The sequence below is a fragment of the Paenibacillus sp. F024 genome (assembly GCF_057814255.1).
Genome location: NZ_JBVASZ010000009.1, coordinates 67,398 through 85,260 on the forward strand (window position 1 = coordinate 67,398; position 17,863 = coordinate 85,260).

Below are 17,863 nucleotides of genomic sequence, written 5' to 3' on the forward strand. Positions count from 1 at the left end.
TGGACAATTGTCCAATGGTAAGACATATAACGACGGATGAATAATAATTTATGAACTTTATCAAGAATGACTAAGGATTTACGTGGTTATTGTCGACAAATATTTTATATAAAGAGATAAGGGGGCATCTTATGAATAAGAAAAAATGGAAATTTAAATTGGGTACAAAGATTAATTTGATCATTTTGGGTATTATTTTATTTTTATCGGTGACAACCGGGGCTGTTGTCATTCATCAAATCGAAGTGGGCATCAAGGAAGTCGCGATTGAAAAGGCAAAGGGAGATCTGGAATTAAGCTTCCGTTATATTTCAACCAAGCATGCCGGAGATTGGGCTGTTAAGGACGGAAAATTAGTTAAAGGCGCGACAGTGATCAATGATAACTTTGAGCTTGTGGACGAAATCGGCAATATAACTAAAGATACCGTAACCATCTTTCAAGGGGATACGCGAGTGGCTACGAATGTCATAAGGGACGGGCAGCGCGCTGTAGGAACCCAAGTCTCTGAAGCCGTAGCGGAGGTGGTGTTAAAGAAGGGAGAGCCCTACTACGGTGAAGCTAACGTCGCCGGTCGAACCTTTCAAACCGCATACATGCCGATTAAGAGCGGGAACGGGGAAATCGTCGGTATTTATTATGTAGGCGCGTCACAAGACATGATCGACCACACGATAAACTCTTTCCTGAAAATATTCATTTTCGTCTTAATGGCGATGATCGCACTTTCGGCACTCGCTTCTCTGTGGTTCTCCAGAAGATTGAAAAAAAGATTATCCGTTATTTCCATAGCTATGGACCGGGCCGGGCATGGAGATTTTACATCGGAGGCGGCTGATCAGGCCGGTGATGAGCTTAGCGATCTGGCCAACAGCTTTAATAAAATGAGAGCCAATTTACGGAGCATGGTCATTGAAGTTCTGCAAACATCGGAGCAGCTGGCCGTTTCGTCCAAAGAACTCACTGCCGGGGCTGAACAATCCAGCAAAGCGACAGAAGAAATCACAGAGGTGATTCAGCAGGTAGCCAGCGGCGCCGAAAGCCAAACTCTGATGGTGGAAGAAAGCGAAAAAGCGTTAGAGGAAGTATCCATCGGCATCCAAAATATTGCTGAGCGTTCAGCCGATATCGCGGAGAATGGCAAGCATACCGCAGAAAAGGCTTTACAGGGTGGAGAATTTGTAGAACGCACGGCTAAACAAATGAATGCGATCCATCAATCAGTGAATGAAACCGGGGATGCCATCCAGCTGCTGGATCAAAGATCCAAAGAAATCGGGGAAATCTCCACCGTTATTAGCGACATTGCCACCCGGACGAATTTGCTGGCTTTGAATGCCGCGATTGAAGCCGCTAGAGCAGGCGAGCATGGTAGAGGCTTTGCCGTTGTGGCCGGTGAGGTGCGAAAGCTTGCCGAGCAATCGCAGCAATCGTCGGCAAAGATTTCGGAGTTAATTCATGAAGTTCAACAGCATATGGTTCGGTCCACCACATCGATGGAACAAGTCACATCCGATGTGCAGGACGGGCTGACGATCGTTGGTAAAACCCAGGAAAACTTCAAAGAAATCTTATCCGCCATGGAGCAGATCGGGGCCCAAATCGATGATATGGCCGCGACGGCGGAGCAAATGTCAGCCAGCGCACAGGAGGTTTCCGCAACTGTTACGGGCATCACAACGATCTCCAAAGAAAATGCCGGCCATACCCATTCGGTGGCGGCATCTACAGAGGAACAGCTGGCATCTATGGAGGAAATTACTGCAGCGGCCATTGCTCTATCGGATATGGCCGTAAGCTTGCAAAAGCAAATGTCTTCCTTTAAGGTATAATTCAAAAGGGACCGCCCCTATGTCGATGGCCAGGGGCGGTCTTTTTGCTGTATGGCTTTTTCCCGCTCCACGAAACGGCTGTAAGGCAGGAGGCTAAGAAGACGGGTTCTTTCTTTTAGCATGCTCTACGGCTTTTTCCCAGGTCAGCTCCACCCGTATGATATCGTCCTCGTCAAGGTCATTTCCTAACTGCACTTCAATGAATGCAAGCGGAGAAATGGCCTTCACCGTATGTTTGGCTCCGGACGGGATTTGAATCACGTCACCGGTTTGAATGGTGCTGAGCCGATCCTCCAAAATCAGCTCTCCGGAACCGGAAATGACGGTCCAAATCTCATTTCTCTTTTGATGCGAATGATAGCTCATGTGCTTGCCTGGAAGCAGCTCGATTTTTTTAGTCAGGGTTTCGATCTCGTTTTCCCTTTTTGAATGGTCCAATACCTGATAGGTCCCCCATCTTCTTTCTTCATACATCGGTCTTCTCCGGACCCCGCTGATTTGCTGCTTGATTTGATTCGCTTTGGCTTTATTGGAGACAAGAATACCGTCAGGGCTTGCGGCTACAATAAGATCGGATACACCGATTACATGAACGGGATAGGAGAGATCATTGACCAAATGGGTATTCAACGAGTCCGCAGACACTTGGCCTAAACCGATAACGCTGCTGTCGAGATGATTCGCTAAGGTATCCCATCCGCCCAAGTCGTTCCAGATCCCTCGGTAGGGGATCACGACCGAATGACGGTTTTTCTCCACTACTTCATGATCAAAGCTCAGTTCAGGCCGCTGCTCATAAAGATCAAGCCATTGTTCATAATCAACGGGCAGACCGAGGCTGCTTAAGTAAGAGAGCATAAATTGTAAGGAAAAAGCGAAAACACCGCAATTCCATAAAGCGTTTTTTTGAATGAGGAGGCCTGCATGGCTGGAGTCGGGTTTCTCAACAAACTGGGCAACCGAATGGTAGCCCGCCTTGTACTTGCGCTTGGGCACAATGTATCCATATTGGGTGGAGACATGAGTTGGTGCGCTTCCCAGTAAGGCTATTTCTGCTTTGGATCGGGCAAGAATATCAGGAAATTGGTGAAGGATATGGAAGAAGGCATCCTCCACGAATAAATCAACGGGAAGAATACAAAGGGTTTCGTCTATGTCGATATGCATTTTGGAATGGAAATAAGCTGCAGCTAATGCAGCGGCTGTGAATGTCCCTCTTTTATGGGGTTCGCTGATGACGGGGATGCGGTCGCCGATATGGTTTTGGGTAATTTCAACCTGGCTTTGATGAGTAACAATCGATGTGAATGGAAGCAGTCCGGCCGATTCCAATTGTCTGCAGACCCTTTGGATCATGGATTCCTTGCCGCCGTCAGGAGATTTCAATAGCTTAAGAAAAATTTTGGAGCGGATGTCATTGGAGAGCGGCCAGAGTCTTTTTCCGGAACCGCCCGATAGCAAAACGATTCGCACGACTATTCCTCCTTACAGGAAGCTTTCGGGAACTTTAAAGTTTTTTGATTCGGATCACCTTTTCGATAGCTTGTTTCAATGCAAGTCCGGCATGGTCCCAAGATTGATGAAGCATATCCTTTCGGCCTTGTCTTCCTTTTTGTCTGCAAAGCGCCGGATTTTGATAGGCCAATCTCATTTGTTTTCTTAAGCTTCGAATATCGGCTTCCGCCCAGCGCTGTCCTTTTTGCGCAAACAAATGGCGGAACGTACGTGAGATGGAGTGCTTGCTGTTCATGCTGACCGCCGGAGGTTCAAGCCGATAACGGATGAAGAAGGAATTTCCGGAATGCAAGAAGTCCATGTGTCCGCCCCATCCGGTGGCGATCACGGGAATGCCGCTCGATAGCGATTCGAGAAACGGCAAGCCTACGCCTTCTCCCCGCGTAGGCAGTACAAAGACGTTTCCCAGCGTATAAATCCCTTTAAGCTGCTGCGGACTCAGACGATGGGCAATCATGGAGACGGGAGCCGTTTTTTTGCGGATTTGGAGCTTTTTTTTGTAATTGTCGATTTGGCTTTTAATCCAATGTTCGTTTTCATGCCGTCTGTATCCGTTCGTTTTGATCACTAGTGCGACCGGGTCGGCGGAAGAAAACTCCTCCCAATAGGCTCTTAGTAAGGCTTCAGGATTTTTGCGGTGCTGAAAGCCAAATACGGATACGAATATGAACCTTCCTAAAAGCCGTTTTAATGGCAGTTTTTTATTCTTTGGCGTGTAGATATGGGTGTGTACTCCATGCGGGACTATAAATACAGGCACCTTCACGCCGCTGTTTCTCATGGCTTTCATATTGTGAACCGAAGGGACGAAAACGGCATCAAACTGATTGATATTAGGCAGCCAGCTTTGCGGGATTCGGGTCGTTTCCCATACGGTATTCAGGATGATGTAATCGTAACGTTTTCTTTCCTTTTTCAGGTTAATGGTGTTTGGCGGATAATGATGGATTAACACCTTGGGTTTGTTGTTAGCATATGGCTTTCGTTTCCATTTCGCAAGAGGGGTCTTGAGGCTGTCGTGATTCCCGGTCAAAGGATGAGCTCCCCCGCCCACTTTGACCTTCACACCCTGTCTCCGCAAAGCAAGAACATATTCCCTGCTCGCTAAGCCTAGACCGCTGGCTCTCCTTACCGGTCCTCTCCATGTCACTTGATAGGGTGTCATGGGTTTGATCCCATAGGCTTTCTTGCATACCACTTCCGTTTATGAAAGGAGACAGACCTGTACAATTTCGCCAGCATTTTGATTTTGGCTGGGGATAACTGCGAAGCATTCATATTGAAGCTCTTGTTCAAAGCCTTCTTCCGTATGAATCGCCCGGGATATCTGGAGTAGAGGAAGTTTCCGTAGGTTTCGAATTCGGAAAAGCCGAACGGCTTTGACTTGTTGGTATTCCTTATGATGGCCGAATACCAGCTTGTATGATGTCGGTCTTCAATAGCCTTCTTCAGTTCGGCAAGCTTTGATTTCTCAAACAGCATATAGTGTGCTACAAAGGAGGAGGGGGAGGCGGCCCTTTTGCCCAGCAGCTTTTTATAGGTTTTGAAGTATTCATCCTGGCTCCAATTTCTGCAATAAAACACGGTTTTCCCGCCAATTCTAAACCTGTGGGGACGAATCAATACCGTGTCGGCATCCATCACTAAGAAAAATTTTTGGGTACCGAGGGAGTCGCCGCCGAGCTTTAACAGCTGCTGATAAAGCCAGCCTGACCGGTCCCATTTGCTGGAACGGTAATGAATATGTTTTTTGGTGATCGGCAGGACGGTCGTTTCATCAATAAATTGGCACCCTTTCCGGCGGCATAGCTCTTTGATTTTTTGGCTGTTGGGCGAAACGATTATCATGCGGCCGATAGGATGCTTGACATACTTTCTTATGGCATCAATGACATAGGGAAGTGTCCCCAAATCCTTCTCAATCGCGGGGATCAGTACATCGATTTTGGGAGGGTTTTGGCTTGGAAGTGCCATCTTTTCATCTCCGTTTACAGGAATCTGTAAAAACTGATCTGCACTATGATATGTGCTCAGGAAGGAAAAGGTTTGGGCAAGGGGCGGTGCGCCAACGAAAAGCCGCTAAAGGATTTCCGTTTGAAAATGAAGAAGAAATGGCAATTTTGTTAGCACAACCCAAGTTCCGCAGGCCTGGAAACGTATATACCAGAGGTATATATAGTATTAAAAACAATAATTGTAAAGTATCCTAACCTTATACGTTATAATATATATCAATACTCTTACTCGAATCAAGCTTTACCTATTCAAAGAGTGTTTCACCCTAAGAGGGATGAGTTCTGATTTTTACAGGGCTCCCTAACCGACAAACAAAAAGGTGTCCCGATGAGAAATCATCGGGACACCGGCTTTTTCAATACTTCAGCTGTTCCTTCAATAAGAAGGATCGTTAGGCTTCGATTTCTTGCTCCTTGATATTCGCTTTGGGACCCAGAATTTCAGGGTTAAACTCCTGAAGCGCCTGGCCTTTGGCTACGCGCTGCGGCCAATCGTGGTTGGCCAGCGCACCTTTGCCCAAGGTAATCAAATCGGCCTCGCCCTGTGCCAGCAGCTGCTCCGCTTTCTCAGGGTCTTCCAGGTTCCCGTTTGCGATGACAGGTACGGTTCCGTATTTTTTGGCGAGCGCCGCAAGGGAAAGCTCCGTTCCATCAAAAGCCGGTCTGGTCGCATCATATTCCGTTACGTGAATATAGTCGACGCCTGCTTTGGACAAGCTCGAAAAGATGATTTCGGCATCCTTCTCCCCGCCGGCCCATTTATGATGATAATCACTGACTTTCCCTTGGGAAATGCGGATGCCTACGATAAAATCGGTGCCAACCGCTTGACGAACGGCCTCCACGACCTCAATAAGCATACGAACGCGCTTTTCCGTCGAACCGCCATATTCATCCGTACGCTGGTTCATATAATCGGTTAAGAACTGGTCCAGCAAATAGCCATTGGCCCCGTGAATCTCCGCGCCGTCAAAGCCTGCGTCTTTAGCCCGTTTGGCCGCCTCGGCAAAGCCGCGGATCACATCCCGGATATCATCCTTGGTCATCTCTTTGGGCTGGTCATAGGGACCTTCTCCCACATAGATCGGCAGCTTTTCTCCCTTGGCCGGAACATGGGAAGGCGCGATAAACTGATTTTTATACGTATTTCCTTGCCCTTGGGCTCCCGCATGCATTAACTGGACGATCACTTTAGCTCCGGCTTGATGAACGGCGTCCGTCACTTTTTTCCATGCTGCGGCATGCTTATCGTTCGCAATTCCGGATTGATTAAAGTACCCTTGGCTGTAAGCTTCATCAGGATAGGCGCCTTCTGTAATCAGGAGGCCGAACCCGCCTTTGGCAAAGCTTTCATAATATTTCCGCATGATGTCCGTGGCTTGGCCGTCGTCGGTAGCGGTAACTCGAGTCATCGGGGCTACCCCTATCCGGTTTTTTAGTTTCAAGCGGCCGATTTGGACTTCTGAAAAAAGGGTTGAGAAATATTCGGTTGGCGTTGATGCGGTCATTTGAATTCACTCCTTGTCCTCTTTGCAGAGCAATAATAATAGGTTTAACCAATTGATGGTTGAATCATCCACAGATGCTCTCTAGGATAGCCGTCCAGCCTTTTACAATAGAACAAAGGGTCAGCGGCAGCTATAATGGAGATTAGGGTTATTATTAGTCATTTAACTATTAAATACAAGTACAAACTTTTTTGTAACATAGTATCTAAAAGGATACTAATGTCTGCCCTCGGTTTCAGGGTACATTTAAGCGAACCGAAAGAATGTGGACATTGCCGGCATTCGACAACTTGTCCAATCCATTTTATTGACAGTACCCTATCGAGGTAGTATGATTTACTCAGTCTGTACCATTTTACAGTTACCGCTATTATCGACATGAAGATAAGCTGAAGTAGTGTACTTCGTATGGGTGACGCCTTTTTCTAGCGGAAAAGGTGTTTTTGCTTGGGGGGACGATATGATTCAACTTGTTGATTTGCATAAAGAATATAAGACCAAAAAGGGAGCTGTGGTCGGTGTCGACCGTGTCAACTTGACCATCCGCAAAGGGGATATTTTCGGTATTGTCGGATACAGCGGAGCCGGTAAAAGCTCGGTGCTTCGGTGTATCAATCTGCTGGAGAAGCCTACCTCGGGCAAGGTTTTGGTTGATGGCGTCGATTTGACGTCCCTTTCGAAGGAAGAGCTTAGGTTTGCCCGTCAAAAAATCGGGATGATCTTCCAGCACTTCTATTTGATCAGCAGCAAAACGGTGTTCGAGAACGTGGCGTTCGCGCTCAAGGCCGCGGGTAAAGCTCCTTCTGTGATCGACAAACGGGTCACCGAGCTTTTGCAGCTTGTGGGATTGGCTGATAAGGCCGATCATTATCCCGCTCAGCTCAGCGGCGGCCAGAAGCAAAGAGTAGGTATAGCGCGGGCACTAGCTAATGACCCGCAGGTGCTGCTGTGCGACGAGCCGACATCCGCTCTCGATCCGACCACAACCCAATCGATACTATCGCTGCTTCGGGATATCAATGAAACCCTGGGGCTGACGATTGTCCTTATCACACATGAGATGGAAGTGGTGAAGGACTTGTGTGATCATGTGGCCATCATGCAGGACGGAAAAATCATTGAACAAGGTTTGGTTTACGATATTTTCGCCAACCCGATTCAGCCGTTGACCCGAGAGTTTATTTCCAATACCTTGGAGTTCAAGCTTCCCCAGAAATTATGGGACAAGCTTGATCCGGCCGGGAAAGTGGTTAAAGTGCTATTTCGCGATGAAGCGGCCGAACAAGCGATTATTCATGACATGCTAAAATCGAGCGGAATCAAGGCGAATATCCTGCATGGCAAGATTGAGTATATCGGGGATAAGCCTCTGGGCACTTTTATTATGGAAGTGACGGGAGAATCTCAAGAGATCGACAACGCGCTGCAATATCTGGTCGATCGATCCTGCGGAGTGGAGGTGGTAAACCGTGTCGAGTAGCGATTTCCTTCAATTGTTGCCCGATATGCTCAAGGCCTTTTATGAAACCTTGTACATGGTCGGCATCTCGCTCGGTGCAGCCATCGTGCTTGGCATACCGATCGGTATATTGCTTTTTGTCAGTGACCGGGGCTTGTTTTCCGAGAATCGTGCGCTCAATGCCGTGTTAGGCTTTGTGGCGAATATGGTTCGTTCCATCCCCTTTCTGATCCTTCTTGTGCTGCTCCTGCCGTTTACGCAGTGGATACTCGGCACGACCATCGGACCGACGGCAGCGGCAGTTCCGCTATCGGTAGCGGCTATTCCTTTCTATGCGCGGCTGGTGGAGGCCTCGCTGCGTGAAGTAAACAAAGGCGTAATCGAAGCGGCGGTGGCGATGGGCGCGAAGCCGTGGCTTATCATACGTGAAGTGCTGCTGCCGGAAGCCAAATCGGGGATTATATCGGGGCTTACAATCACGGCGATCAGCCTGCTCGGCTTCTCTGCCATGGCAGGCACCGTCGGCGGCGGCGGTATCGGCGACCTGGCCATCCGCTTCGGGTATTACCGATACGATAATCAAGTCTTGTTTACAACGGTTATTTTGCTCATCGTGCTGGTTCAAATCATTCAACATATCGGCGATTGGGCTGCGCGTAAGGTAGATAAGCGTTGAGATAGATAGTAAAGTAAAAAGGAGAGGGAAAACTGTGAGAAAAAACGCTGTACTCATTATGATTCTGACATTGGTATTATCGCTGCTTGCAGGCTGCGGAGCCAAGGAGGCTGCGAATAACAGCGGCACTGCCCCGGCAGGAGATGCACCTAAGCAGGAGCAAAAGAAGGCTTTAAAAATCGGAGCGACGGCCGGCCCATACAGCGATATGGTCGGTAAAGCGATTAAGCCGATCATGGAAAGCAAGGGCTACACGGTTGAAGTTGTGGAGTTCAACGATTATGTTCAGCCGAACAAGGCGCTTGCCAACGGCTCGATTGACGCCAACCTGTTCCAGCACATTATTTATTTGAAAAAATTCGCAGCAGACAATAAATTGGATCTGAAAGAAGTTATCAATGTACCGACTGCACCAATGGGTCTGTATTCCAACAAGTTTAAATCGCTTGATGAAATCAAAGAAGGCAGCACGTTGACGGTAGCCAACGATCCGGCCAACCTGGCCCGCACGCTGCTTATGCTTCAGGATATCGGCTTGGTTACGATCAAAAAGGATGCCGATCCGTCGAAAATTTCCGAGAAGGACATCGACCAGAATCCGAAGAAGCTTGTCGTTAAACCGCTCGAGGCCGCTCAGCTTCCGCGTACGGTAGACAGCGCTGATCTGGCTGCAGTTCCGGGTAACTTTGCACTTGCCGCCAAAATGGATTTGACGGCTGCTTTGAAGCTGGAAAATATGGCGGAAAACTACCGCAACGTACTGGTTGTAAATACGAAAGATGTTGAATCCCAATTTGCCAAGGATCTGAAAGCTGCAATTGAATCGCCGGAGTTTGAGAAAACAATCGACGAACAATTCAAAGGCTTCTCCAAACCGGAATGGATGACAAAGAAGTAATGCAAAAAAAGTTAGGCTTTCCGCTTAGGAGAGCCTAATTTTTTTGTCCACTCTTGGAAAATATGAATTTTAAAATCGACAATATTTTTGTATAATGTTTGTGAATATATAATCATTCAAGAAGCACTGTACCCTAAAATTTTGTAACTTTTTTACATTTGAGGTGCTGATATGAACGGAAATACCATCATGCAATTAACAAAAAAGTTACAAATCTCAAACGGCGGGCATATTTTATATTTTTACGATGATTTGGAGTATTACATAAATAATACGCTTTCATATATTGTTACGGGTCTGGAACAGGAGCATCATATTTTAATTATTGACTCTAAAGAAAGAACCCTTTTGGTTAAGGAGAAGCTGAAGCAGATTCTATCCGATGAACAACAGGGTAAAGTTCATTTTTTTGACAGCTGCGAATTTTATGGAATTCATGGCGATTTTCATTATCAAAGCATTATTAGTCACTTTCAAGACATTTTAAAGCCTTTCCTTGAACGGCGGATTTCCATTCGAACATGGGCTCATGTGGAATGGAAGGAAGCAGACGGTATTGTCGATACGCTTGAGAAGTACGAAACCATAGCAGACGGCAATGTGAACGGATTGGGATTGGTATCGGTCTGTGCCTATGACGCCCAAAGTGTACCGGCCTCACTTCTTACGAAGCTTATGAGAAGTCATGAGTACCTAATGACGGACCATGAAATGATCCGTTCCAATTTATACAAGAATACCGATGAAACGGTCATTTTTCCATCCCTTTCGGTTCAGTCCGAAATGCAATCCGAAATGGATTTATATAAACAAAAGCTTGATTTTGTTCATGTGGTTTCCCACGAAGTCCGCAATCCGCTCACGGTGATCAAAGCATACGCTTCGATGGTGCTTAAATCGGAGGCTCAAATAAGTCCGGGCAGTGCGGATAAATTGAAATCGATAGCCGACTATGTGGATATTATAGACAATGAAATTTCTTATATTATCTATACGGAACAAATGTTATCGAATGAACTGCTGTGGAATAAAGAGATGATCCCGCTTCTACCGAATATCCAAGAAGTAATCGATTTCATGAGCATCAAAGCGAGAACCCAAGAGATTCAGCTGGTTTATACACTCGATTTGAAAGGGAACGAGAAGCTTTTAAACAATGCGATCGGATTTAAATTAATATTGTCTAATTTATTGAGTAACGCGATCAAGTACAGTCATGAGCAATCGCAGGTCTTCTTCTCGGCCGTGGGTGACGGGAAGAAAGTGGTTATGAAGATACAGGATCATGGTGTAGGGATGCATGAACACCAGCTGCAAAATTTATTTCAAAAATACGGGAAATTCAATCACGAAAAAAGCGGACAAGGCATAGGGCTTTATATGGTGAGGAAGCTTCTGGACCATTTTGAAGGTGCGATCCGTGTACAGAGTACATATAATCAAGGAACGGAAGTATGTGTTGAGCTCCCGTTAGCCCAATAACGCGGCGGTTCGATAGTTTTCAAATTCAGGCGAATTTGACCCGAAGGGGTTGAATTTCGCCTATTATCGTCCTTTATTAAGATCGGCGGGACATGCTATAATTTTAAAGAGAAGCAGCTTACCATAAAGCCGCCAAGAAGAGACGTCCCAGATCTCAGCTTTTTATGGGACAACCGTATTTTTGTAGCATGCGATATCGTTGCCGGAGGGTAGAGGTATTCCAATAATCAGACTAAGGGATACCATACCTTTCTCACAGTCAAGGTATATTTTGTTACTTGATATGAAATAATAGGCACAGAATCGTTGTTGACTAGGGGAGATCAGCTTGGACGTCGGATTATTATTGGAGTACGGCTGGGTTTTATTGGTTCTTATCGCCTTGGAAGGGATTCTGGCTGCTGACAATGCTCTGGTCATATCCATCATGGTCAAGCACCTGCCGGAAAAAGAGCGGAAAAAAGCTCTCTTTTATGGACTTGCAGGAGCATTCGTATTCCGATTTGCATCCTTGTTTATCATTTCATTTTTGGCCAATGTTTGGCAGGTACAGGCCCTCGGAGCCGCTTATCTCATCTTTATTTCCTTGAATCATCTGATCAAGCATGTATTTTTGAAAAACCAGGCTCGGCAAAAGAAAGTAGAGAATAAGCAGGAGAATTTCTGGATCACGGTATTGAAGGTAGAGCTGGCCGACATCGCCTTTGCCGTTGATGCCATATTGGCGGCCGTTGCATTGGCGGTCATGCTGCCGGAAACCAACCTGCCCCCAATTGGAGGGCTTGACGGCGGACAGTTTCTTGTTATCTTAGCCGGCGGAATTATCGGGCTTGTGATTATGCGGTTTGCCGCATCCTATTTCGGAAATCTCCTGGTAAAAAAGCCGGGACTTGAAACAGCAGCCTTCCTGATTGTGGGGTGGGTAGGCGTTAAGCTCGCCGTATCGACTCTTGCTCATCCGGATATAGGAGTATTAGACTACACGTTCCCTAAAAGCGTTACCTGGAAGGTGATCTTCTGGAGCGTGCTGTTAGGCATAGGAATCGGCGGTTGGTTCTTGTCCAAAGAAAAGAAAGCAGCCGAAAGCGAAATGGTATAAGAAAAAATATAGAAAGGACCGGTGATCACCGGTGTAGAACACGAATCGTTTTCTCGAATTGAGTGAATACTTAAACAAGGAGAAACGATATTCGTTGGACTTTTGAAGGTTAAGAAAATGGTTAGTAGCCATCAATTTATTCATTACTTTTGAGTACCAAGTTCATTCGATTATGACTCAGGAGATTAAATATCCTTCCCGGATTCAGTATGTGAACATTGCACAGCATTTGGTTCCATGGATAGCGAGATTAGCCAAATAATATGGAGTCAGATTACGCGTCGAAGCCTGTAGATCCCATTCCACATGGAATGGAATTCTGCAGGCTTTTTCTTATGGCAGGAAACAAAAAAATAATTTGGATGCATTTCCAAAATATTGATTGACAAAAGGTGGATAAAAGAATAAAATTAATATCAACGCACTAATAATTAGATGATAATTATTAGTAAGTAAAATATTTTGGGAGGTTGTTACAATGGCTAAGACGAAATGGATTGTCGACCCTGCACACAGCAGTATTGAATTTACGATCAGACATATGATGATTGCGAAGGTGAAGGGGGCCTTCCATACTTTTGAAGCGAATATTGAAGCCGACCCAGCAGATTTGACCACAGCCGATGTGCAATTCAGTATCGATTTGAGCAGTATTGACACCCGCAATAATGATAGAGATGCGCATTTGCGCTCAGCCGACTTCTTTGAAGTCGAGAAGAACCCGAAGATGACGTTCCAATCGACCCAAATTACGAAAAAAGGCGATGGAGAGTACAACGTAACCGGCAATCTGAGCCTTCATGGCGTAACTCGCACTGAAACCTTCTCCATTACGTTTGAGGGACAAGGCAAGGACCCTTGGGGGAATGAAAAAGTCGGATTCAGCGGCCAAGGTACCCTGAAGCGCAGCGACTACGGCTTAACCTGGAACGCGGCATTGGAAACCGGGGGCGTGCTCGTCGGTGACGAGGTGAAAGTGCTGCTTGAAATTGAAGCGTCAAAACAAGCCTAATAGGATATATATACACATCAGGAATCATTGTGAATCAGGGCACCCTAACGGGTGTCTTTTTCATCGGTGGGCTGGACGGTTGCATTGTGGAATGATCTGTGGTAAGGTAATATCAATTGGAAATTTGAAACCACAATTCACATATTGAAAAGGGGATCATTTTGAAGATGGAACTTTTTTCAATATGTGAATTTTTTTGACTCAGAAAAAAAGGAACATGTTAAAAATTAATCTTGGAGGTTATCACATGCAAACAGGTACAGTAAAATGGTTTAACGCAGAGAAAGGTTTCGGCTTTATCGAAGTTGAAGGCGGAAACGATGTATTCGTACATTTCAGCGCGATTCAAGGCGACGGCTTCAAAACGCTTGACGAAGGTCAGCGCGTAGAATTCAACGTAGTACAAGGCAACCGCGGTCCTCAAGCAGAGAACGTTGTAAAGCTGTAAGGTCCATAGGTCTCCATCGATGAGACAGCATTGCGAAAAAGGACAGCCTCCACGAGGCTGTCCTTTTTGCTGTCATATAGCGAAGCCCTTATCGCCGTCGATAAGGGCTTCAGTTTTACCCGGATGTAAGCTAATCCCAAACCTTTGGCCTCCGGAACCTCATTCGAGCCGTTAAAGAAACTCACTGGGGGTAAAGCAGAAGCAATCCCATGCATTTTATCTGTATTAGCCTTATATACTGAATTATGACTACTTACTAGGATAATAAGGCAGGTGATGTTGCAATGCTCCATATTGTCGCTTGCATTAAACAGGTTCCGGATACGAAAATCATCAAGATGAACCCGAAAACCAATACGATGGATCGCGCCAGTGCGCCGGCGATCCTCAATCCCTATGACGCTCACGCGGTGGAGGAGGCGGTTCAGCTCAAGAAAAGGTACGGAGGGACGGTCTCGGTGCTCACCATGGGGCCGCCGCCGGCGGTTAAGGCGATTAAGAAATGCATCGAAATCGGTGCGGACGAGGGCTATATGATCTCCGACCGTGCGTTTGCCGGTGCGGATACGCTGGCCACCAGCTATGCGTTGACGAAGGCTTTGGACAAAATCGCCAAGCTCCGGCCGATCGACCTGATCATCTGCGGAAAAATGACCATTGACGGAGATACCGGTCAAGTGGGTCCCGGCATCGCCAGGAGACTCGATATTCCCCCGCTCACCTCGGTAAAGAAGATCGTTGAGGTACAGCGGGAGCAAGGATATATCGTCGTGCACCGCAAGCTGGAGGACGGCTATGAAGTCATTCGATCCACAATGCCCTGTTTGCTTTCCGTGGAAAAAGAGATCAACGAAGTCCCTTATTCTCCACTTCCTAACTTGCTTCGGGCGGCACGCTATCAGCCGCAAATATGGTCCGTAGGCGACCTGGAGGATGTAGACCGGACTCAGCTCGGATTAAAAGGGTCGCCGACGATCGTATCCTCCGTGTGGGCGCCGCAGAAGCCGCAGGGGGGAACCATGCTGGAAGGCGGACCGAGGGAACAGGTGGAGCGCTTGCTCGGCTTGTTGATGGAGAAGAAGGAATTGTTCCAGGCAAGGGGTGAAGCTTGATGAGCTTCGAGGATTACAGGGGAGTCTGGGCGTATATCGAAGTAAAGGACGGCCAGGTCGCTCCGGTTTCGCTTGAATTGTTGGGCGCGGGGAGAAGGCTGGCCGATAAACGGGGGACGGAGCTGGGCGGGGTTGTCATCGGGGAGGATGTAAAGCCCTTGGCAGATAAGGTATTTGCTTATGGCGCTGATACGCTCTATTTGTACGATGCCCCGATTTATAAGCATTACCGTACGGAAACGTACATGAAAGCGCTGCTCGCGTGCACGCAGAAATATAAGCCGGAGATCATTCTGTACGGCGCCACCTCGACAGGCAAGGATTTAGCGAGCGCGGTGGCGACGGATTTGCCGACAGGCTTAACCGCCGATTCCACCATGCTGGATGTGGAGGAGGATACCGGTCTGCTGCTGGCCAGCCGTCCTGCCTTTGGGGGCAACATCATGGCGACGATTCTGTGCAAGAAGTACCGGCCTCAGATGGCTACCGTTCGTCCCAAAGTCATGAAAGCGCTGTCCCCGGAGTTTGGCCGAACGGGAATGCTGGTGGAAGAATCGATTCCGCTGCAGGAAGAAGAGGTGCGAACCAAAGTAGTGGAGATCGTACGGGAAACCGCCCGTAAAGTGCGCATCGATGAAGCGGATATTGTGGTGGCCGGGGGAAAAGGATTGGGAGGACCTGCAGGCTTTCAGCTGATTCATCAGCTGGCGGAGGTCTTGGGAGCCGCGGTCGGCGCCAGCCGCGATGTGGTCGAGGCGGGGTGGATCGGGCATCATCATCAAGTAGGGCAGACCGGTGTGACGGTCACGCCGAAAATCTACTTTGCCATCGGCATATCGGGGGCCATCCAGCATATTGTAGGCATGCAAAACTCCGGATTCATCATCGCGATCAATAAGGATCCGAATGCGGCGATATTCCAGAACTGCCACTATGGGATTGTAGGCGACGCGTTCGAAATCCTGCCTCTGCTGATTGAAGAGTGCAGAACGGCCCTGGGCGGAAAGGAGGACGGGCATGTCCGAGAGGTTTGAATGTATCGTCGTCGGCGCAGGGCCTGCGGGAATTGCCTGTGCCTATGAGCTGGCTAAGGCCGGAGTGCAGGTGCTGCTGCTGGAGCGGGGCGAATATCCGGGCTCCAAAAATGTGATGGGCGGCGTGCTGTACCGGCAGATGATGGAGGATGTCATTCCGGACTTTTATAAAGAAGCTCCGCTGGAACGGCCGATCGTCGAGCAGCGGTTTATGATGATGGATAAGGAATCGGCCCTTACCTTCGGTTATAAAGGAATGGAATGGGGGCGGGAGCCTTATAACAATTTCACCGTGCTCCGCGCCAAATTCGATCAATGGTTCGCCCAAAAGGCGGTGGATCAGGGCGCATTGCTCATCAACGAGACGGTGGTGCTGGAATGCATCGTAGAAAACGGCCGCGTGGTAGGTGTGCGTACGGACCGTCCGGACGGGGACCTGTATGCCGATGTCGTTGTCTTGGCGGACGGAGTAAACTCTCTGCTGGCGAAGTCTCTCGGGTTTCACAGGGAGTTCAGACCGGATGAAGTGGCGCTGGCCACCATGGAGATTATTAAGCTGGACCGCAAAATCATTGAGGACCGCTTTAACCTGGAGCAGGATCAAGGCTGTACCATCGAGCTGTTCGGTGATGCCACCAAGGGGATCTTGGGTACCGGGTTTCTTTATACGAATAAAGATACGCTCAGCATAGGCGTCGGCACGTTACTCTCGGGACTCATCAAGCATAAAATAAAACCATACGAGCTGCTGGAATATGTTAAAAATCATCCGATGATTCGCCCCTACCTTCAAGGGGGAGAGCCGCAGGAATACTTGGCTCACCTGATCCCCGAAGGCGGCTTTTATTCCATGCCGAAGGTTGTCGGCGATGGAGTCCTTGTCGTTGGCGATGCCGCGCAGCTTGTCAATGCGATTCACCGGGAGGGATCGAACATGGCGATGACCTCCGGCCGCCTGGCTGCCGAAACCGTCGTAATGGCCAAAGAGGCGGGAGATTATTCCGAGCGCGTGCTCGATCATTACCGCAAGCGGCTGATGGACAGCTTCGTCGGCCAGGATCTAAAAAAATATAAGGATGCAACCCATCACTTCGATCGGTTCCCTCAATATTTCGATCAGTATATTCCCATGATGAACCGGGCGGCGAGTCAAATGTTTACCGTAGACGGCTCCTCCAAGAAAGAGAAGCAAAAGAAGATATGGGAAAACATCGGACCGGTTAAAGAGAAGCTCAAAATCGCCCGTGATCTATACCGGGCATGGAAGGTGATGAAGTGAGTCATGAGTGAGCAGGCTAAAGCAGCAACGATAGAGGAGAAGCAGTATCTTCTACGTTTTAACGCCGATACACAGTCTCATCTTCATGTATTGAGCGCGGATGTTTGCTTGAACGACTGCCCTGACAAAATATGCACGATCTTCTGTCCGGCCGAGGTATATAAATGGGAGGAGATCCGTATGCATGTCGGCTACGAGGGATGTCATGAGTGCGGGAGCTGCCGGATCGGCTGTCCGCATCAGAATATCAAATGGGAGTACCCGAAAGGTGGCCATGGAATCGTCTTTAGATTGGGGTGAAGCCTTTGTTTGAGATCGGCGACTGCGTTGTCTTTTCCCTGGATCGGGCAAGAGGTATCGTAATGGAGACGAACGATGATGTTTACCATGTGGTGTGGGAGGACCTCTTTGTGAGTTGGGAGAAAGGCGAGCTGCTCTCCAAAATGTCCCTGGGCTTGGACGAGAGATCACGGGCGGGAGAGGGGTTCAAATGA

Annotated in this window: 18 protein-coding genes; 14 read left to right on the forward strand and 4 right to left on the reverse strand. The window is 47.9% G+C overall.

All coding sequences use genetic code 11. The annotated features are described in order from the left end of the window. Nucleotides 1–131 precede the first annotated feature (131 nt). A complete protein-coding gene (locus ACZYR9_RS11520) occupies nucleotides 132–1,832 on the forward strand; it encodes a methyl-accepting chemotaxis protein (RefSeq protein ID WP_488978632.1) in 1,701 nt (566 codons plus the stop codon). Between the two features lie 93 nt (nucleotides 1,833–1,925). Here ACZYR9_RS11520 and ACZYR9_RS11525 read toward each other — a convergent pair whose 3' ends face one another. From ACZYR9_RS11525 to ACZYR9_RS11535, 3 genes are all read right to left on the reverse strand, one after another. Then, the gene (locus ACZYR9_RS11525) at nucleotides 1,926–3,305 is read right to left on the reverse strand and encodes a sugar phosphate nucleotidyltransferase (protein ID WP_488978633.1); all 1,380 of its coding nucleotides are present in this window, start codon (nucleotides 3,303–3,305) and stop codon (nucleotides 1,926–1,928) included. 34 nt (nucleotides 3,306–3,339) lie between these two features. Then, nucleotides 3,340–4,413: a glycosyltransferase gene (locus tag ACZYR9_RS11530; protein WP_488978634.1), complete on the reverse strand. Its 1,074-nt coding sequence runs from the start codon at nucleotides 4,411–4,413 to the stop codon at nucleotides 3,340–3,342. A 95-nt stretch (nucleotides 4,414–4,508) separates the two neighbouring features. After that, nucleotides 4,509–5,321, reverse strand: coding sequence for a DUF6492 family protein (locus tag ACZYR9_RS11535; RefSeq protein ID WP_488978635.1), 813 nt, complete (start codon nucleotides 5,319–5,321; stop codon nucleotides 4,509–4,511). On the opposite strand from ACZYR9_RS11535, the gene ACZYR9_RS11540 reads away from it, so the two are divergent. Next, entirely contained in the window at nucleotides 5,309–5,557 is a 249-nt protein-coding gene (locus ACZYR9_RS11540; protein ID WP_488978636.1) for a hypothetical protein, read from the forward strand. The genes ACZYR9_RS11535 and ACZYR9_RS11540 overlap by 13 nt on opposite strands. Nucleotides 5,558–5,754: 197 nt before the next feature. On the opposite strand, the gene ACZYR9_RS11545 is transcribed toward ACZYR9_RS11540, so the two are convergent. Then, nucleotides 5,755–6,870, reverse strand: coding sequence for an NADH:flavin oxidoreductase (locus ACZYR9_RS11545; RefSeq protein WP_488978637.1), 1,116 nt, complete (start codon nucleotides 6,868–6,870; stop codon nucleotides 5,755–5,757). 460 nt (nucleotides 6,871–7,330) lie between these two features. Between ACZYR9_RS11545 and ACZYR9_RS11550 the strand changes: the two genes are divergently transcribed. From ACZYR9_RS11550 to ACZYR9_RS11605, 12 genes are all read left to right on the forward strand, one after another. Beyond that, nucleotides 7,331–8,350, forward strand: coding sequence for a methionine ABC transporter ATP-binding protein (locus ACZYR9_RS11550; protein WP_488978638.1), 1,020 nt, complete (start codon nucleotides 7,331–7,333; stop codon nucleotides 8,348–8,350). A 25-nt stretch (nucleotides 8,351–8,375) separates the two neighbouring features. Beyond that, nucleotides 8,376–9,005 carry a methionine ABC transporter permease gene (locus ACZYR9_RS11555; protein ID WP_488978739.1) on the forward strand — a complete coding sequence of 210 codons (630 nt, stop codon included), beginning with the start codon at nucleotides 8,376–8,378 and terminating at the stop codon, nucleotides 9,003–9,005. Between the two features lie 34 nt (nucleotides 9,006–9,039). Beyond that, nucleotides 9,040–9,903 (forward strand): MetQ/NlpA family ABC transporter substrate-binding protein, encoded by an 864-nt coding sequence (locus tag ACZYR9_RS11560; RefSeq protein ID WP_488978639.1) that lies wholly within the window; start codon nucleotides 9,040–9,042, stop codon nucleotides 9,901–9,903. A gap of 189 nt (nucleotides 9,904–10,092) precedes the next feature. Beyond that, on the forward strand, nucleotides 10,093–11,385 hold the full coding sequence (locus ACZYR9_RS11565) for an MEDS domain-containing protein (RefSeq protein WP_488978640.1): 1,293 nt from the start codon (nucleotides 10,093–10,095) through the stop codon (nucleotides 11,383–11,385). A gap of 328 nt (nucleotides 11,386–11,713) precedes the next feature. Beyond that, the gene (locus ACZYR9_RS11570; protein ID WP_488978641.1) at nucleotides 11,714–12,484 is read left to right on the forward strand and encodes a TerC family protein; all 771 of its coding nucleotides are present in this window, start codon (nucleotides 11,714–11,716) and stop codon (nucleotides 12,482–12,484) included. A 478-nt stretch (nucleotides 12,485–12,962) separates the two neighbouring features. Continuing rightward, nucleotides 12,963–13,496: a YceI family protein gene (locus ACZYR9_RS11575; RefSeq protein WP_488978642.1), complete on the forward strand. Its 534-nt coding sequence runs from the start codon at nucleotides 12,963–12,965 to the stop codon at nucleotides 13,494–13,496. A 247-nt stretch (nucleotides 13,497–13,743) separates the two neighbouring features. Further along, a complete protein-coding gene (locus ACZYR9_RS11580) occupies nucleotides 13,744–13,944 on the forward strand; it encodes a cold-shock protein (RefSeq protein WP_054817005.1) in 201 nt (66 codons plus the stop codon). Nucleotides 13,945–14,228: 284 nt separating this feature from the next. Then, nucleotides 14,229–15,056, forward strand: coding sequence for an electron transfer flavoprotein subunit beta/FixA family protein (locus ACZYR9_RS11585; protein WP_488978643.1), 828 nt, complete (start codon nucleotides 14,229–14,231; stop codon nucleotides 15,054–15,056). Beyond that, on the forward strand, nucleotides 15,056–16,090 hold the full coding sequence (locus tag ACZYR9_RS11590; protein ID WP_488978644.1) for an electron transfer flavoprotein subunit alpha/FixB family protein: 1,035 nt from the start codon (nucleotides 15,056–15,058) through the stop codon (nucleotides 16,088–16,090). The genes ACZYR9_RS11585 and ACZYR9_RS11590 overlap by 1 nt, the downstream gene beginning before the upstream one ends. Further along, a complete protein-coding gene (locus ACZYR9_RS11595) occupies nucleotides 16,074–17,369 on the forward strand; it encodes an FAD-dependent oxidoreductase (RefSeq protein WP_488978645.1) in 1,296 nt (431 codons plus the stop codon). Before ACZYR9_RS11590 ends, ACZYR9_RS11595 begins: the two co-directional genes overlap by 17 nt. Nucleotides 17,370–17,372: 3 nt before the next feature. Then, nucleotides 17,373–17,669, forward strand: coding sequence for a ferredoxin family protein (locus ACZYR9_RS11600; protein WP_488978646.1), 297 nt, complete (start codon nucleotides 17,373–17,375; stop codon nucleotides 17,667–17,669). Between the two features lie 62 nt (nucleotides 17,670–17,731). Beyond that, entirely contained in the window at nucleotides 17,732–17,863 is a 132-nt protein-coding gene (locus ACZYR9_RS11605) for a hypothetical protein (protein WP_488978647.1), read from the forward strand.

Bases quoted from the DNA above. Each gene is read 5' to 3' on its own strand.
- ACZYR9_RS11575 (WP_488978642.1), top strand. From the start codon at position 12,963: ATGGCTAAGACGAAATGGATTGTCGACCCTGCACACAGCAGTATTGAA.
- ACZYR9_RS11555 (WP_488978739.1), top strand. From the start codon at position 8,376: ATGCTCAAGGCCTTTTATGAAACCTTGTACATGGTCGGCATCTCGCTC.
- ACZYR9_RS11585 (WP_488978643.1), top strand. From the start codon at position 14,229: ATGCTCCATATTGTCGCTTGCATTAAACAGGTTCCGGATACGAAAATC.
- ACZYR9_RS11580 (WP_054817005.1), top strand. From the start codon at position 13,744: ATGCAAACAGGTACAGTAAAATGGTTTAACGCAGAGAAAGGTTTCGGC.
- ACZYR9_RS11535 (WP_488978635.1), bottom strand. From the start codon at position 5,321: ATGGCACTTCCAAGCCAAAACCCTCCCAAAATCGATGTACTGATCCCC.
- ACZYR9_RS11545 (WP_488978637.1), bottom strand. From the start codon at position 6,870: ATGACCGCATCAACGCCAACCGAATATTTCTCAACCCTTTTTTCAGAA.
- ACZYR9_RS11550 (WP_488978638.1), top strand. From the start codon at position 7,331: ATGATTCAACTTGTTGATTTGCATAAAGAATATAAGACCAAAAAGGGA.
- ACZYR9_RS11565 (WP_488978640.1), top strand. From the start codon at position 10,093: ATGCAATTAACAAAAAAGTTACAAATCTCAAACGGCGGGCATATTTTA.
- ACZYR9_RS11605 (WP_488978647.1), top strand. From the start codon at position 17,732: ATGGAGACGAACGATGATGTTTACCATGTGGTGTGGGAGGACCTCTTT.
- ACZYR9_RS11590 (WP_488978644.1), top strand. From the start codon at position 15,056: ATGAGCTTCGAGGATTACAGGGGAGTCTGGGCGTATATCGAAGTAAAG.
- ACZYR9_RS11595 (WP_488978645.1), top strand. From the start codon at position 16,074: ATGTCCGAGAGGTTTGAATGTATCGTCGTCGGCGCAGGGCCTGCGGGA.
- ACZYR9_RS11600 (WP_488978646.1), top strand. From the start codon at position 17,373: ATGAGTGAGCAGGCTAAAGCAGCAACGATAGAGGAGAAGCAGTATCTT.
- ACZYR9_RS11520 (WP_488978632.1), top strand. From the start codon at position 132: ATGAATAAGAAAAAATGGAAATTTAAATTGGGTACAAAGATTAATTTG.